This window comes from Alkalihalobacillus sp. FSL W8-0930, from assembly GCA_037965595.1.
Lineage (GTDB): Bacteria > Bacillota > Bacilli > Bacillales > Bacillaceae_D > Alkalicoccobacillus.
Window position 1 is genome coordinate 3,081,479 of the sequence record CP150183.1, and the last position, 16,334, is coordinate 3,097,812.

At 38.8% G+C, this 16,334-nt stretch carries 13 protein-coding genes; 3 read left to right on the forward strand and 10 right to left on the reverse strand.

What is annotated here, in order from left to right:
* Positions 1-39: 39 nt before the first annotated feature.
* The 5 genes from NSQ54_16230 to NSQ54_16250 form a co-directional block, all read right to left on the reverse strand.
* A complete protein-coding gene (locus NSQ54_16230) occupies positions 40-786 on the reverse strand; it encodes a glycosyltransferase family 2 protein (protein WYP25851.1) in 747 nt (248 codons plus the stop codon).
* Positions 786-1,262, reverse strand: a complete 477-nt coding sequence (locus tag NSQ54_16235; GenBank protein ID WYP25852.1) for a hypothetical protein — start codon at positions 1,260-1,262, stop codon at positions 786-788. Before NSQ54_16235 ends, NSQ54_16230 begins: the two co-directional genes overlap by 1 nt.
* Positions 1,263-1,341: 79 nt before the next feature.
* The gene (locus NSQ54_16240) at positions 1,342-2,250 is read right to left on the reverse strand and encodes an NAD-dependent epimerase/dehydratase family protein (protein WYP25853.1); all 909 of its coding nucleotides are present in this window, start codon (positions 2,248-2,250) and stop codon (positions 1,342-1,344) included.
* On the reverse strand, positions 2,198-3,568 hold the full coding sequence (locus NSQ54_16245) for a UDP-glucose/GDP-mannose dehydrogenase family protein (GenBank protein WYP25854.1): 1,371 nt from the start codon (positions 3,566-3,568) through the stop codon (positions 2,198-2,200). The genes NSQ54_16240 and NSQ54_16245 overlap by 53 nt, the downstream gene beginning before the upstream one ends.
* Complete coding sequence (locus NSQ54_16250; GenBank protein WYP25855.1) at positions 3,565-4,971, reverse strand: hypothetical protein; 1,407 nt, start codon at positions 4,969-4,971, stop codon at positions 3,565-3,567. The genes NSQ54_16245 and NSQ54_16250 overlap by 4 nt, the downstream gene beginning before the upstream one ends.
* A gap of 290 nt (positions 4,972-5,261) precedes the next feature.
* On the opposite strand from NSQ54_16250, the gene NSQ54_16255 reads away from it, so the two are divergent.
* The gene (locus NSQ54_16255) at positions 5,262-5,612 is read left to right on the forward strand and encodes a hypothetical protein (GenBank protein WYP25856.1); all 351 of its coding nucleotides are present in this window, start codon (positions 5,262-5,264) and stop codon (positions 5,610-5,612) included.
* A gap of 277 nt (positions 5,613-5,889) precedes the next feature.
* On the opposite strand, the gene NSQ54_16260 is transcribed toward NSQ54_16255, so the two are convergent.
* The 5 genes from NSQ54_16260 to NSQ54_16280 form a co-directional block, all read right to left on the reverse strand.
* Positions 5,890-6,690: a glycosyltransferase family 2 protein gene (locus tag NSQ54_16260; GenBank protein ID WYP25857.1), complete on the reverse strand. Its 801-nt coding sequence runs from the start codon at positions 6,688-6,690 to the stop codon at positions 5,890-5,892.
* A 21-nt stretch (positions 6,691-6,711) separates the two neighbouring features.
* Complete coding sequence (locus NSQ54_16265) at positions 6,712-7,791, reverse strand: glycosyltransferase (protein WYP25858.1); 1,080 nt, start codon at positions 7,789-7,791, stop codon at positions 6,712-6,714.
* 4 nt (positions 7,792-7,795) lie between these two features.
* A complete protein-coding gene (locus NSQ54_16270) occupies positions 7,796-9,226 on the reverse strand; it encodes an oligosaccharide flippase family protein (GenBank protein ID WYP25859.1) in 1,431 nt (476 codons plus the stop codon).
* 159 nt (positions 9,227-9,385) lie between these two features.
* Positions 9,386-10,270, reverse strand: a complete 885-nt coding sequence (gene galU, locus NSQ54_16275) for a UTP--glucose-1-phosphate uridylyltransferase GalU (protein ID WYP25860.1) — start codon at positions 10,268-10,270, stop codon at positions 9,386-9,388.
* 81 nt (positions 10,271-10,351) lie between these two features.
* Positions 10,352-11,950 (reverse strand): glycosyltransferase family 2 protein, encoded by a 1,599-nt coding sequence (locus NSQ54_16280; GenBank protein WYP25861.1) that lies wholly within the window; start codon positions 11,948-11,950, stop codon positions 10,352-10,354.
* Between the two features lie 225 nt (positions 11,951-12,175).
* On the opposite strand from NSQ54_16280, the gene NSQ54_16285 reads away from it, so the two are divergent.
* Together NSQ54_16285 and NSQ54_16290 are read left to right on the forward strand one after the other, a co-directional pair.
* Positions 12,176-14,161, forward strand: coding sequence for an alpha-glucosyltransferase N-terminal domain-containing protein (locus NSQ54_16285; protein WYP25862.1), 1,986 nt, complete (start codon positions 12,176-12,178; stop codon positions 14,159-14,161).
* A 168-nt stretch (positions 14,162-14,329) separates the two neighbouring features.
* Positions 14,330-16,324: an alpha-glucosyltransferase N-terminal domain-containing protein gene (locus NSQ54_16290; protein WYP25863.1), complete on the forward strand. Its 1,995-nt coding sequence runs from the start codon at positions 14,330-14,332 to the stop codon at positions 16,322-16,324.
* Positions 16,325-16,334: the final 10 nt, after the last annotated feature.

Here is a 16,334-nt window from a genome sequence, read left to right on the forward strand (position 1 = left end):
AAACGTTTAACTAAGGGTTTAGAATAGCGTATTTGCCGTTTACAATTTCTTAAAACCGTGCCAAGCATAGCTCGCAAATACATAACATGCTTTCCAAAGAGGGAGACCCTCATTTTCCCTATAAATACTCCAATTTCGCTTAGCTGTTTTAAGCTTGTTACTTGAGATAGAGGTTGAAACCTTCCTATAGCACGCAAGCTCTTCATCAAGCCCATACGCCTGATGTCCACTTTTCAAAATGGTCAGCCACAAAACAAAATCCTGCCTTGTTTTTATTGTTGGCATTTGTACCTTTCCTAACACGTCAATATTTAACATGACCGTTAAACAGCCGATAATCGTGTTTTTTAATAACTGATCATACGTAATGACTTCAGGAGCTGGTACAACCTTATCTCGTAATTCTCCCGATTCCTTCATAATTCGATAACTGGTAAAGCTAAAAACATACTGATTAGCTTCCATAAACATTAGTTGTTTTTCAATCTTTTCCGGCATCCAAAGATCGTCGCTGTCTAAGAAAGCTACATACTTCCCATTTGCACGATTAATTCCTTCATTTCTCGCACCTGCTGCACCTTGATTACTGTTTAATTGAACGACATGAATTCTTGAGTCCTTATTAGCATATGAACGTGCAATCTCTACACTGCTATCAGTTGATCCATCATCAATTAAGAAAAGCTCCCAATATGGGTACGTTTGTTTCTGTACTGATTGAATGGTCTCTTCTAAAAATCTCTCTGAATTATAAACTGGAGTAATAACAGATACTAACTCTTCCATCATCTTACTCCTCTCGAGATGTCCTCTAACAACCATTGGTCACCAGGCTTAGAATACGTAAAATCGTGATGAGAGGTTTTGTTAGGCTCCCATGTAACGGTTACTTCACCCTCTTGAAACTCATCTTCAATGATTGGAGCTTTTGATGTGTTTGTTGTGATCAGTGCATCAATCTCTGAAACATCGGCTCCTTGAAGCCATTGTGTTAAATGATTTATCATGCTTTCACCCATAAATAGCTGGAGCTCTTGTTCTACCTGACTCAATGGTAAATCCCTCTGCTGAAGTTGCTTTACTTTAAACCGTGTCGCCTCATGATTTAATCGGATAGCCATTAGATCATCCTCACTAACTGTGACAGTAGGCAGCTCACCTGGAATCGAATGAACAGAATCCAACCCACGATCTAGAAAGAAGAATCCACTAATGAATAGAAGAACAAGCGGAAGCCAAAGTAACGTGTACCATTTTTTCATCTCTGTTGTTCCCTCCTTTGGTCGTAAAAAAAGGGGATAGAGTACACGAATTTTACGTGTACTCTATCCCCTCACTCACTTATTGATAAAAAGAGTAGGTCTCCCCCAAGCCCTTCTTAATATCCATATGCGGTGTCCAGCCCATTTGAGCTTTTGCTTTATGATTGGTTAAATAACTATGTTTAATATCTCCCTTACGTTCTTCTTTTATTTGTTTCTCTAGTTGGAATCCTGCTACCTGCTCCATTAAGTCAATCGTTTCAAGTAAAGAAGTAGCTTTTCCTGTACTAATATTAAATACATCATTATATGATTCGTCACTTGCTAAAAGATTGGCCTCAACAATATCAGATACATGGACAAAATCTCTTGTCTGCTCGCCATCTCCAAATATCGTAAACAACTGTTTTTTCAAAGCGCTGTTCATCAGGACACAGATTACGCCGCCTTCTCCTTTAGGATCCTGGTATCTTCCGTACACATTCGCATAGCGGAAGATCGTATATGGAATGCCGTATAAAGAAGCATACGTTCTGATGTATTCCTCAGGGTTGTATTTTGAAATTCCATACATGGATAATGGACGAATTGGGTGTTCTTCATCTACTCCCAAATACTCTGGTGTACCATATATCGCTGCAGATGATGGATAGATCAAACGGCATCCAGGTACCGTACGACATGCCTCTAGTACATTAATCGTACCTAGAATATTAATGGATGCATCATTTAACGGATCTTTAATGGCCGATTGTACGTCAATCTGTGCTGCATGGTGATTAATTAGGTCTGGTTTTTCTTTTTTTACGATCTCTATAAATGCTTCCTCGCGTATATCTACACCGTATACTGTACATTCACTTAACCACTTGAACTCTGTGTCTGCGGCTTTTCGATCCACCACAACCACTTGATCACCGCGTTTGAGATAAGCTTCAACTAAGTTTCTGCCGATGAAGCCTGCTCCCCCTGTTAGAAGTACTTTCATAACTCTCTCCCTCTAATTCAATTTTCATACGCCCAATCGAATCATAATAAAAGCCAAGATCCTTCATTACTTGTGGCTCAAACAGATTTCTACCATCTATAACGATCGGCGATGTTAATTCTTGTTTTAACTCTTCTAAGTTTAGATCTTTGAATTCTTTCCAATCTGTGATAAAGATCACAGCGTCCGCGCCACGAACAGCATCGCGCCATGTATCTGAAAACGTGACATGCGGCAAGTAACTAGCTGCCTCTTTCATGGCAATCGGATCATATGCGATGACATTTGCTCCGGCTTCCATGAGCATTGGAATAATATCACGGGCAGGTGCTGAACGCATGTCGTCTGTATTTGGCTTAAATGCCAATCCCAATACGGCAATTTGTTTCCCCTTTAATCCAGCAGCACCAAAGGCACGCTCTGCTTTACGGACCAATCGTTCCCTCTGTTCAAAATTCACTGTCTCAACAGCAGGAACAATTTTGAGTGAATATCCTGCGCGTTCTCCCATTTGGATAAACGCTTGAGTATCTTTTGGGAAACACGATCCGCCGTACCCTATCCCTGCTCCAAGGAACGCCGAGCCAATTCTCGGGTCAAGTCCCATGACTTCTGCAACCTTTGTCACATCAGCATCTAATTGTTCACATACATTCGCCACTTCATTAATAAAACTTATCTTTGTCGCTAAAAAGGCATTTGATGCATATTTGCTCATCTCTGACGTTGCAAGATCGGTAATCACAATTTTTGTGTTAAACGGTTGATGAAGCTCCACCAGCAATTCCTCAGCTCGTTTTGATTCAACTCCAAGTACTGCGCGTTCCATATTCATCGTATCATAAATGGCCGATCCCTCACGTAAAAACTCGGGATTTGACGCAACATCAAATGCCATTTTACCACAATACTCCTGTATCCAGCTTTTAATCTTTTGCCCTGTTCCGACTGGTACTGTACTTTTAGTTACAATCACTTTATATGATGTAAGGTTTGTGCCAATCTCCCTTGCGACCGCTTCTATAAATGAAAGGTTTGCCGATCCATCTTCATTCGCCGGCGTTCCCACAGCAATCACAATCACTTCCGCTTCCTGCATCGCTTCAGCGAGATTGTTTGTAAAGTGCAAACGTCCATTTTGTTGATTTGATAAAAGTAATTCTTCGATACCAGGTTCGTAAATAGGAGAACGTCCCATTTTTAGCTGTTCAACCTTTTTCATGTCCTTGTCTACACATGTTACCTCATGACCTACTTCACTATAGCAGACTCCAGAAACAAGCCCTACATAACCAGTTCCAACGATACAAATCTTCATTGTTTCACCCCAACCTTTCTTGGTCTCAATGATTCATGTGTGAACTCGTCTTTCTCAAGCATCCTGCGCCTCCCAAGCTCTGCACAGAGAATCGTAATCATAACAATCACCCAAAACCGTGGTGAGACAAAGTCAGAACGATAAAGTGATGTAATCCCTAAATGAAACCATAAGATCACTGCGTACTGATAATACACATGGTGATTTCGCTTTTTATATAAGTGGATAAAAAAGAAGATAAATGCGAGAAGAAACGCCCCGCCTCCGAGTATTCCGTGTTCAAATAGTAAGTCTACAAACACATTATTGGATGTTGCACTCAATTTAGAACCGTAGGCGAGAAATTTCGTTTCTGCTAAAAATTCATAGCTACCAGGTCCAAAACCAAAGAGCGCATTCACCCATGAGTAATCAAACATCCATACAAATGGATACACTAACATGTATAAGCGACTATGGTTTGTTACATCAAATAAGACATCAAAGCGCCCGATAATTGGCATTAAAAGCTCTAATACGAGACTCCACTTCCACCAGATAAGTAGTCCTAAAGGAATAAGTGATGCTCCCACTATAGCCACGACTTTCTTCCACTGAATTTTTCTAGACGTAATGACAATCCATAAAGCAAAAAGCCCAACCATTAATAAGTTTGCATATCCACTGATGGAAAAAGAGAAAAATAGAACAAATAGAACAGGTAGTATCCATAGCCATAAGGAGCGTTTTCGTTTAAACAGCATAAAACCAATAATTAATCCGTCCATAAGAAAAGGAACAAGAAAGCTTGGCTCCTCTGTCAGAGACGTTAACCTGAAGTTAACTAAAACCTCAGTCTGTACACTATGTACCGCTGATCTTGTTTGAAGAGCCGGCATCGGATATCCAATGGATAAGTGAAGAAACTGCCAAATACCAAAGAGTACCAAAACTCCAACGCCAGATACATACGCTTTTCCTATCAAATCAAGTTCACTTTTGGTCATCTTTTGTACCAGCAATAGAAACATTAGGATGATTCCAATATAAATGCTTCCATTCACAATTCTTCGCGGCATCGATTGCTGATAGTATTGGACAAACTCTTGTGACAAGATGTACGTCAGATTATACGTGGCTGCACCTACTGCTAACAGAGCAGGTATAAACAGGGCCCACATCACCCAGCTGTTTGGTTCCTTTAATTCTTTTGGTACGTTCTTGGATGGATTCCATTGCGTAAACCAAACAAAAAGGAGTAAACATAAAACGACAAAACTCGTTAAAACAGATGTAGCAATCGGCAACGCTTTTTGATACTGACTAACAACTGCAAACGGGGCAAAGAAAGCCAGAATCAGCAATGCGACCGTTTGTAACTTTAATTGATAAGGTTGTATGGTGTTTTTTAGTTGTGTCATCATAGTCTGGGTTTCCTTGTCTTTTTAGGCTGTCATCATCATAGCACGCCACAATTACCACTTTTGTTAAGTGACCGTAAAGATTACATAAAGATCTCGTCTATATAGGTATAAAATGTCGGTTTCTTTGAAACCTCGTTCACATGAACTATCTATAGCTTTGCCGAAACAAAAGGATTTAACCGTTGCTTCGTGCGCCTTTACCTTCTTTACAAACGAAATGAGGCCAGCTTGCGCGCGTTCAAAAAGTGGGTATACTTATATTCGAACCTAGTATGAAGGGAGCAAGACTGTTGAAATATACAATAGGTATCACGATCCTATCTTCTTTACTCTTCTTAAGCGCATGTGGACAAGAGCCCTTAGTGATTCGAAGTACACTAGAAGGCGACCAATATGTTCGTAATAATATCGAGTCATTTACATCCGATACCTTTAACCAGCTTATGCTGTCTGATCAACCAATCGATGAAACAGCAATTAATCAATTACGAACAATCATTAGTGAGAACGAACAAACGCGTTATACGCGCTACGACGATGAACTCTACCGCTATGACCCTACTGGTGAATTGCTTTACTACACAAAATGGACAGAAGAAAACGGAGAGTATAAGCTAGCTGCTCTTGAATTTCCTGAGTGACGTACAAATAAAGAAAAGGCTGTACATAACTAAAAATCAATACAAAAATGGCGAATGATTCGATTACTGAATCATTCGCCTTTTGTGATTTTATTTGAACAAGCGGAGGGAGAACCCGAGACTCCTGTGGAAAAGTACGTGGTGAAGACACTGTAGCGGCGTTCTTTCCGCGGAAGGGGCTGAGGCCGTACCCACGGAAAGCGAGGGATTCTCCCGCAGCGGATAATATGTTATGTTCGTGTTTTGCTATCCACGTTACTATGTCCCGCCCTCTTCTTTATTTCGCTACTTTTTCAGAAAAGCTTAGTGCCACTGCTTTTGCATAGGTTTGAAGGGGGCGCTTCACGTGGCGTATCTTTTTAGCAAACAATGCAGTGAGTAGAATAAGATCAACCGGCTTTCGGTACAAGGCAGCAAACAATGCGCCTTTACTAATCATCGTTCTCTCATCTAATCGTGACGCTTGAGTCGGCTTCAAGTGATATACAATCACTTCAGGCACATAACTAATCGTGTAGCCGGCTCTGTGCAACGCAAAAAGAAAAATGTTCTCTTCTCCGCTAGGATGCTTCGCTCCAAGACCAAAGCTTTCATTAAAGGATAGATAGTTTTGATCGATTGTTTGCGTATCAACAAAGATCTCGATGGAGGACTTTCGAAATAAGTCTCTTGAACGCACCTGATTCGCTTCCTCAGTTGGATAAGACTTATAGGTCTGATTTGTGGTCGGATCAAAGATTTGAAAACAAACCACCTGTGCCTGATGTTGAGCGAAAAAGCGCTCAACCTTTTTAACAGCATGAGCAGGGTACCAACAATCATCATCTGAAAAGGTCACATAGCGCCCTTTAACAGCTTTTAGTCCCTCGTTCCTCGCATAGGACAAGCCTCGCTTTGATAGCTTTACTTGTTTATGTAAAAACGATCGTTTAGAAAGTAGCTCTGATACAACCTCGTGATGATCCTGTGATACAACAATGACTTCAAATTCAAGGCTCGTCTGATTTTCAAGACTATCAAACAATCGATTTAATTCAGGCACCCTTGTACCAAGTGTTGGAACAATAATACTTAACATATCATATCCCCCATCCATCTTTTAAAATAAACGTTCATATGCCGTCACACAATTCTCTATAGAAAACGTTGATGCTCTTTCCTTTAAAAGCTCCTCTGGTTGCGGATGCGCAAGCGCGTATGTGATCGCATCTGCCATCTCCGCTACCGCTCCGACGGGGACAAGCGTACCAAGTCTTCCCTGCTCAAGAATTTCCGCAGGACCACTTGGACAATCAGTTGCAACAACCGTTGTTCCCATCGCAAACGCTTCAATCAACACATTGCCAAACCCTTCCCATGCAGACGATAAGACAAACAAATCGGCTTGCTTCATATATGGATAGGGATTGTTTTTAAACCCAACAAAATCAACCAAATCGGTCAGTTTAAGCTCTTTCGCAAGTGCCTGGAGTGAGTCCATCTCCTGACCATCTCCAACAAGTAACAGTCGAACCTCCCTCTCATCACTCACCTTTTTAAAAGCATGAAGAAGAGTTGGGTAATCCTTTTGAACATGAAGTCTACCTACTGAAACAAGAACCTGCTTCCCCTCATCAAACCACGGATGATGAACCGTCTTTGCTCCGTTTTCAATTAATTCAGGTGTCACAATGGGATTATAGATAACATGTACCTTTTCACTTGATACACGAGAGACCTTCCGAATATCCTCAGCTACCCCTTTTGACACACAGACGATGTCATCAGCAAACCGATACATAAAAGAGATGCCGCGCTTTACATTGTTAAACTGCGGAAGCCTTCGCGCCTGCTCCGTTATATTCACATGACTACTAACAATGACCTTTGTTTTCACACGTGTTAATTTCTTGGCTGTTAACACAATTAAATTAATGTAGTCCTTCGCAGAAATCAGAACATCTGGTTGGTGCACTTTTAAATAGCCGCGTATGGCTAGCAAGCTTGAACGTAAGTTGGCTTTATCTAGATGAATAAGGTTCACACCGTCTGGAATCTCATCCACATATTCACCCTTTAGCTGAACAACAAGCAAATCAACTTTATATCCTTTATCAAGCAATCCATTTATCAAGTGAAGAGTCAAACGCTCAACTCCTCCCCCATCAAGGGAATATAAAATAAACGCAATCTTCTTCATGTCTCTAGCCTCTTTTCCTGGTGCTTAATCGCTTTTGAACGATCGCTCTCACACCTAATACATCAAATGCCAAGACGAATACTATATAGATAAATAATCCGATTGAAACTTGTACGAATAGCCACACGATTCCTGTCTGCTCCCGCATAAACCAAAGTGCAACCCCCATCACTAGCGATGCACATAAAATCTTAACAAAATCTTTACCCGGGAATGGAAACTCACGAATGGAAAGATTCATAAAAACCAAGCTCAACACAATTGCTACTACATACGCAATCACGGTTGCGATCGCAGCACCACGTAAGCCGAACTCAGGAATAAGCATAATAGTGAACACCACATTGAGCACAGCTGCGAGAAGCACAGGAATGACTTGAATAGACGTTCGTTTATGTAAATGAAAGATAATATCTACAGCGTATAATTTAATTCCTTTCAGAAAAGCCCCTACAGCAATAATCGGCATGATCAGTAAGGCTTCTTCTCGAAATCCTTCTCCTAGCATCAAGCCCACCACGTTTGGAGTAAGAACCAGTAGCCCGACCATCGCAGGCAAAGCAATAAGTAAAAGTAAGCCAGTATTTTCTTTTACTTGAACTAATGCTTCTTTCTCACCCTTCTGTTCCATCGTTCGTACAGCCAGCGGAAATGCGGCTAAATTAATGACTAGCATTAATGTAAAAATCGTTTGTTCCGTTAAATCATACGTTGCTGAATACGTTCCATTTGGACCGACACCAAGCATGGCACTAATGATAAAGCGATCCGAGTTATGAATCACGACACCAAGCAGCAAGGTTAACGCAAGTGGCACACCGTACCCTGCAAAGCCTTTAACAATGCGCGGATCATAGGATGCCGGACGCAGACCCATCCCCCATTTTTTGTAGGTCGGCCAAGCAAGTGTCACAACAAATGCGAGAATTAATCCCCACAGAAGCCCAAGTTCATCAAAGCCAGCTACAATCAGAAGCACCCCAAATGCCAGAGCCAGCACCGAACGTAGGAACGAGAGGTATCCGTAAAGTTTGGGATTAAACTCCGAGCGAAGCAAATTCAAATTCATCTGATACCAGGACTGACACCAAGATAAAACAATTGCTAAGACAATATGAATCCAGCCTAGCCCCTCAAATAAAAAGTAAAGCGGTAATCCGGCCAAAGCTGTGAGAAAGGCCAGTGCCAGAAAGCAAAGCTTGACCGTATCTAAAAACGACCGCTGTCCTTGATACTGAGGGTAATAGCGAAGCAAGCTCACCTTCAGCCATTCGAATACAACCGCATTCACCATTGCTGCAATGGCAAAAACCAGCGCGTACCTTCCATATTCAACGTCCGTTAGCAGCCTCGTATATACAGCAATCGCTGCAAACCCGACCAACGCCGGGATCCCGTGGGAAAGTAAATAAGCAAACGCATGTCTAGCTAACAACCGACTTCCTCCTCCAACAAACAACCTGTATCACCCAGTATGGTCACAAACTGATTGTAGCAGAATCCCCCAACGAAAAAAAAGCACCTCCCAGTTATGGGAGGTGCGCCGTCTTTACAGCATTTACACAGGATTTACAATCCTCATATTCACTTTATATTACGGCTTTAAAATATCCTCAAGCTGAAGATATTCCTTCATTTTCTTAATAAGCTCAGGCTTTAACTCGTCACGTTGCATGGCAAACTCAAGAGTTGTCATAACGAAACCAAGCTTCTCACCCACATCATAACGTTTCCCTTCAAAATCATAGGCGAATACAGGTTGAGCTTCATTTAAACGCTGGATCGCGTCCGTTAATTGAATCTCGCCACCAGCACCTGTTTGTTGATCTTCAAGGTATGTAAAGATCTCAGGCGTAAGCAAATAACGACCTAAAATAGCGAGATTCGATGGAGCCGTTCCAAGCTTCGGCTTCTCTACAAACTGGTTAACCTTGTATAAGCGCCCGTCCTGGCTGATCGGATCAATAATACCGTAACGATCCGTCACATTCTCTGCAACCTGCTGAACGCCAATAATTGAAGAACCAGTCTCATCATATTGCTCAATCAGCTGTTGTAAACAAGGCTTTTGGTTCTGAACAATATCATCACCTAAAAGAACAGCAAACGGCTCATCCCCGATGAACTTACGCGCACACCAAACCGCATGCCCAAGACCCTTCGCTTCTTTTTGACGAATATAATGAATATCAACCTTAGAAGCTTCCTGAACCTTCTCCAAAAGCTCAAACTTTTCCTTCTCAATCAAATTCTGTTCCAACTCAAACGCATGATCAAAATGATCCTCAATCGCACGCTTTCCTTTACCTGTTACGATGATGATGTCTTCGATGCCGGATTGAATCGCTTCTTCAATAATATATTGAATTGTCGGCTTATCGACAATTGGTAGCATTTCTTTCGGCATAGCTTTTGTTGCAGGAAGAAAACGAGTACCAAGTCCCGCAGCAGGAATAATAGCTTTTCTTACTTTTTTCATGGTTTGCCTCCTAGATGATAACAGTTCATTCAATCCTTATCATACCATATTCCTACATTGATAAAATATGGATAGTGTAATTTATTTGAGTATTTTTTTTATTTTTCTTTTTAACTTGCTATAAAATGGGGTTTGCGTACTTCCATTAGCTTTTGTTTTCAGTTTTCTAACTTTTATGGATTGATTCCCATGGCTTGTTGCATAGCTTTCTAGTTCTCTTAACTGATTATTTCTTGATACTTCGAGAGACAAATTTGTTTCTACTTGGCTTGAAACTCTAGCAATGGATGTAAGCTCTCCAACCTTACTAATTAATTTCAGATCATAAATCTCATCTGACAGGTCACGTAGAAAAAAGTCATCTGCTATACGACAGACGAAAAAAGTGGGATTCTTAAGTTCATTAATTTTATCGTTTAAACAAAAGTCATAAGACGATACATTAAGACATATCTCAACTGGTATGAAAAATGAATCCTCTTTATTTCGAGCGATTAGCTCAAGAAATAATTGTTGCGATTCGGGGTTTATATGCGAATGATTAAGAACTCCTTTAGCTAGCAACCCGTCTTCTCTAATTTCAATTCCAGTAATAGCAGCAGTAAAAGTATTTAATTTATGAAAGGATATCCCCTCTACTTGGGCTATCTCTCTGGCTTTAGGGAGACGAGGGAAAACTTTATCATAGTATACCTCCATATTGCTTCCATTTCGCTCATCGTACCAATATGAAATCAGATCATTAATATTACCATACTCTAAAAGTCGAATAAAAATCTTTTCTTGACTTGTAAAAAGCATATAATATGTCTCAAATTGATGCTCGCGAAGCAGTTCTCCGAGTGTATGCATAATGTGCTTCTTATCTTCTAGTAATAGTGGCCGTTTAATAGCCGACTGTAGCTCAACTTGAAAAATTCGACGCCAATATTGATGGTAAATCCTTCTTTTTTTATCTTGAGGAACATTAAGACCTCTTATCGCTTGTAAGCATTCCTTCATAGGACTTACAAAGATTTCACCAGACATCGGTCTTTTAGTTAGCTGCACTCGCCCAGTCGCTTGATAATTAGTCAAATAATAACAATCATAGTCTTTAACAAGCGCGATAGAATTAGAGTAAGCATAAGCCTGTACTAAGAATGTTTGGTCTTCACCTAATGATAAATGCTCTGGAAAGGAAATAAAATGATCCCTTAGCAAGCTAACTCGGAATAATTTTTGGCAGCTAGCAGTACTTAAAGCGTTAGAACCTATAAATTCAAAACATTCTTCATTACGTTTAAATACCGCAGTAGGGACGCTTCGATTAACTCCTACGTATTTACCGATTACGATGTCACTATCATACTTTTGTACTTTCGCGTCCATTCTTTCTAAAGCCTCTAGACCAAGGTAATCATCTGCATCTAAAAAGAAAATATACTCTCCACTCGCAGCTTCGACTGCACGATTTCGTGGACCACTGGGTGAGCCACTATTTTTTTGATGAATAACCTTTAAACATGAGTACTTCGCTTCATACTGATTAAGCATCTCAACACTTTCATCGGTTGAACCATCGTTCACACAAATAATCTCTATTCTATCAAGGCCAATTGTTTGATTGAGTACGCTATGTAAGCACTTATCTAAAGAGCTAGCATCATTAAAGACGGGTATAGCAATAGTGTATTTCAAGAATATCTCAAACTCCTTCATTTTAAGCTAAGAATTTAAATATACCATAAGATTGACCTGAGCGATTAATTGTCCCTTAAAAGGGACACTTTCACATCATTCATCCTTATGTTATGCTGTATTTCGACATATTTTTCAAATATTCTTTATAAAAGTAATTCTCAACTATTATATAGTGCAATTCTAAACATTTTGTAAAATCAATCAAGAAAGGAAGATCATAGGTTGGAGTCTGAAGATTATACACAACAAGAACTACCCAAAATGTCGTATTACTTTATTTCTGGGAATATCCCAGATGAGTTTGGTGGATTAACTAAATCTCTTCTTTTACGATCAAAATTGTTTGGAGAATTAAAAAAAGCGTCTACTCATTTCCTAACGTTCGGATTTGACGCTCATTTTAGAGAAAAAGAAGAGCAATTCTTTCAAGAAGATAGGATTCACCTTGAACAAACAAAACTTGTTAATCTATATGAAACCTTTTTAAGTGACGTCTCCATTGGTAAGCGAACCTATACTGAAAAAATAGATCTTGATAGCTTAATTTCACATAAGAAAAAACCAGTCGTCTTTCAAAAAGTTGGGCAATTGTTTGGTTCTGCGCTCCCCGAATATGAACTCACCGCTTTTAATGATAGTGATCGAATTCAATTCGTTGACTACCCTACCGAACTCAAAAGAGAAGAATACCGGAAAGATGGCTCATTAGCAACTGTATCCTATTATCAATCCGGAACTGAACACCCCTATTTAGTTGAATTTATTAATAGCAATTATCTAGTGTACCTAGATAAGACCTTTACATTGCACCCTGAAAAAGAAGAGTATGTACTTTCTAAGATTAATTGGTATTCAGATCAAGGCTTACTAATGTTTAACCGTGAAGGTGAAATAAGACAACATTGGATTGATACCATTCAAAAGGCTTCAAATGAGCGCAAGCTATTTTTAGTAGACAGTCGTCCTCAAGATCGTTACATTTTTGGGACTAAAAAAGATAAGAACACTTATTATGCTGCAATCATCCATAGTAAGCACTATGGGGAAAATAAGTTCACTATTAAACAACGATTTAAAGAACTTATGTCAAAACGATTATTATTGGATGCTGTTTTCTTTCTAACAAATGAACAATTGAGAGACTTTCAAACCCTTACTGGACCAGACTCTTCATTTTTCTATACGCCTCATACACTCGGTAAGAATTTAGATCCAAATGTCTTGAACATTTCAAGGCCATTTAATAAAGCAGTGATAGTCTCAAGATTAACGAATTCAAAAAACTTGAAGGACTCTATTCATGCTTTTGCAAAAGTAGTTAAAAGCATCCCCGAGGCGACATTAGATATCTACGGTTCCGGTGAAGAAGAAGAAAGTTTGGATTCCTTAATTAAAGAACTTAACCTAGAACAGCACATTACTCTAAAAGGTTATACTAATACACCTGAACTTATTTATCAGGAAGCAACTCTTACATTCTGTACATCAAAATTTGAAGGTTTCGGTTTGTCTAACTTGGAAGCACTGAGCAATGGTTGTCCCGTTGTTACATATGACTATGATTACGGTGCTCAAACCCTAGTACAAGACGGAGAAAATGGTTATATTGTGAAACCAGGTGACATTGATGCTCTCGCAACTAAAATGATCAAAATAATGAACGATGAAAACCTGCGAAAAAGTATGGCCGAACAAGCATTTGAGTCAGCCAATCGATTTACTCCAAATGCTTTTATTAATTTTTGGTGTGAATCACTAAATAAGATGATCGAACAAGCGGATCGTAAGAGAACCCTTATGAACGAATGGAACGACAAAGCTTTTGTACTGAAAAAAACAATAAAAGATGCCAAGCAAATTCAGTTCAGTATTCAACTTGATTCTTTAGTTCACGGATCTGAACATATAACTCTTGTAGGTCTCGATCGAAAATTCAAAAATCAAATTATCAAAGCCTCATTAACACAAAATAATGGTGAATTGTTGGTTTTTTCAAGTCATACTGATACACAAAATATAAAACCCATTCTACCAAATGAACTTGATGTTATCGATTTCTACATTTGTATAAATGACTCTACAGGCGTCATGATACATCAACGATTAAAAAGTGATATCCTGACTTATGAAGAGTTCTCATGGGTTAAAGAAATGACTATCCAGCCATACGAAACTAAGTTCAAGAACTATTCATGGCGAATAAATTAGTTACATACCCAAATTTGTTAAACCCGAAACTAAAATTTCGGGTTTTTAACGATTATTACCAAGACATATTATTACATAATCTTATGCTACTCTAAACTAGCTTTCCTTATATAACTCCTTTAAGATGGAGCAAACAGTTTTTATTTGAAGTATGAAAGGAAGATTTAATTGAACAATAGCAGCACCTATTTACAAACTCATTTGCCTGAAATGAGTTATTATTTTATATCTGGCAACCTTCCTAATCAATATGGCGGATTAACAAAATCCCTTTTGTTGCGTTCAAAGTTGTTTGGAAGTCTCAAACAAACTCAAACGTCCTTTCTTACTTTTGGATTTGATCTTTCTTTCCACAAGAAAGTTGAAGCCCTATATAAGAAAAAAATCATTGATCCTGAATATACAGATGTTATTAATTTATATGAAGATTTCCTAAGTGATGTAGCAACAGGTAAAAGAATCTATGAAGAAAAAAAGAGTACAGAGGAAATTCAGAGGTTAGCTCACCCGAATAAGTTCCTGAATAAATTTAAGGAGCTTTTACGTAGTCCAAAAGAGAAGCTTGATGTTAACTATTATAAAAACAACAAACATATTCGTTCTGTGCGTTACTTAAATCAAGAAGACCAGCTTATTAAGAAAGAAGATTACGAGGAAAACAATCGCATAGCAACGGTCTCCTACTATGAAGCAGGTAGTTCAGATCCTTATCTAATAGAATATTTAAACCATGATCAAATTGTCTATTTAGAAAAAAGGTTCATTAAAGATCCTAATACTAAGGAATCCGCTCTTTCTGTTATTAATTGGTACGCGGATTCAACTGTTCTATCTTTTACAGATGAATCTGATCTTAGACGATACTGGATCCAATCTATTCAAGCTGATTCTGATAAGCCAAAACTCTTTTTGGTGGACAGTCGACCACAGGATAAGCATGTTTTTGAGGTACCAAAAGCTAAGAATAGCTATTATGCTGCCATTATTCATAACAAGCACTATGAAGATCACAAGTCTCATATTAAGGGACGCTACAAAAAGATGATGACTCATCGGTTTGATCTAGATGCTATATTCTTTATTACAAAGGAACAGCTTCATGATTTTACTCAACTGACAGGAAAGCAGTCTAATTATTTCTACACACCTCATACCATAGATCGTGAACTTGATGTGAGCGTACTCTCTAATAATAGAAATCCTAAAAAGGCGGTCATTATTTCAAGACTTGCCAAAATGAAAAATGTAGAAGATGCTGTGAAAGCTTTTGCTTTAGTTGTTAAAGAAATACCATCAGCAGTTCTTGAAATTTATGGTTCTGGTGATCAAGAAAAAGTAATTAAAACGAAAATTGAAGAACTTAATATGCATGGTCATATCTTATTAAAAGGACACACAAGTAATCCAGATGCAGAATTCCAGTCTGCTGCCCTAACAATTTCTACTTCACATTTTGAAGGATTTGGCTTGTCAAATATGGAGGCCCTAGGAAATGGTTGTCCAGTTGTGACGTATGACTATGATTATGGCGCTAGAAGCATGGTCAAAGATGGATATAATGGATATATCGTAGAACAATATAATGTTGAAGCATTAGCAACTAAGATTGTTGAGCTCATGAATGACGAAGCCAAACATGATGAATTCGCTAAAAATGCATTTGATTCAGCATCAGCTTTTACACCAGATCAATATATCACTCATTGGTCTAAAGCCCTTAACAAAATGATTGAGCAGAAACAGAACCGTATAGCTGAAGAATTACAAATGAAAGGACTTTCCATTAAATTAGTTGAGATCCCTACGTCAGAAAATCAAAAAGTACTCTTTAAAATGGAAAGCAACCAACCGATTCTCAATGCTAATATGACCCTAATAGGAATTGACCGTCGATTTAAAGAAGAAGTTATACGTGTCTCAGTTAATGATAACCAAGACCATTTATATGCTCAGATCGAATCAAGCGACATAGGGTGGAAAACTGTTACATCCAATAATGTGAAAAAGATTGATTTTTATGTAGAGATTGAGAATACAGATGGAGTTAAGATACTTAAAAGAGTTTCTTCAAAAGTCGTAAAAGATACTGTTTCATTAATTTTCGAAGATCGAGAACTAGAATCTTACTCAACTAAACATCTAAACTATTCTTGGACTGTATAAACCAACAAAG

Coding starts and splice junctions, on each gene's coding strand:
- NSQ54_16240 (WYP25853.1), bottom strand. CDS start 2,250: ATGAAAGTACTTCTAACAGGGGGAGCAGGCTTCATCGGCAGAAACTTA.
- NSQ54_16245 (WYP25854.1), bottom strand. CDS start 3,568: ATGAAGATTTGTATCGTTGGAACTGGTTATGTAGGGCTTGTTTCTGGA.
- galU (WYP25860.1), bottom strand. CDS start 10,270: ATGAAAAAAGTAAGAAAAGCTATTATTCCTGCTGCGGGACTTGGTACT.
- NSQ54_16250 (WYP25855.1), bottom strand. CDS start 4,971: ATGATGACACAACTAAAAAACACCATACAACCTTATCAATTAAAGTTA.
- NSQ54_16230 (WYP25851.1), bottom strand. CDS start 786: ATGGAAGAGTTAGTATCTGTTATTACTCCAGTTTATAATTCAGAGAGA.
- NSQ54_16260 (WYP25857.1), bottom strand. CDS start 6,690: ATGTTAAGTATTATTGTTCCAACACTTGGTACAAGGGTGCCTGAATTA.
- NSQ54_16265 (WYP25858.1), bottom strand. CDS start 7,791: ATGAAGAAGATTGCGTTTATTTTATATTCCCTTGATGGGGGAGGAGTT.
- NSQ54_16235 (WYP25852.1), bottom strand. CDS start 1,262: ATGAAAAAATGGTACACGTTACTTTGGCTTCCGCTTGTTCTTCTATTC.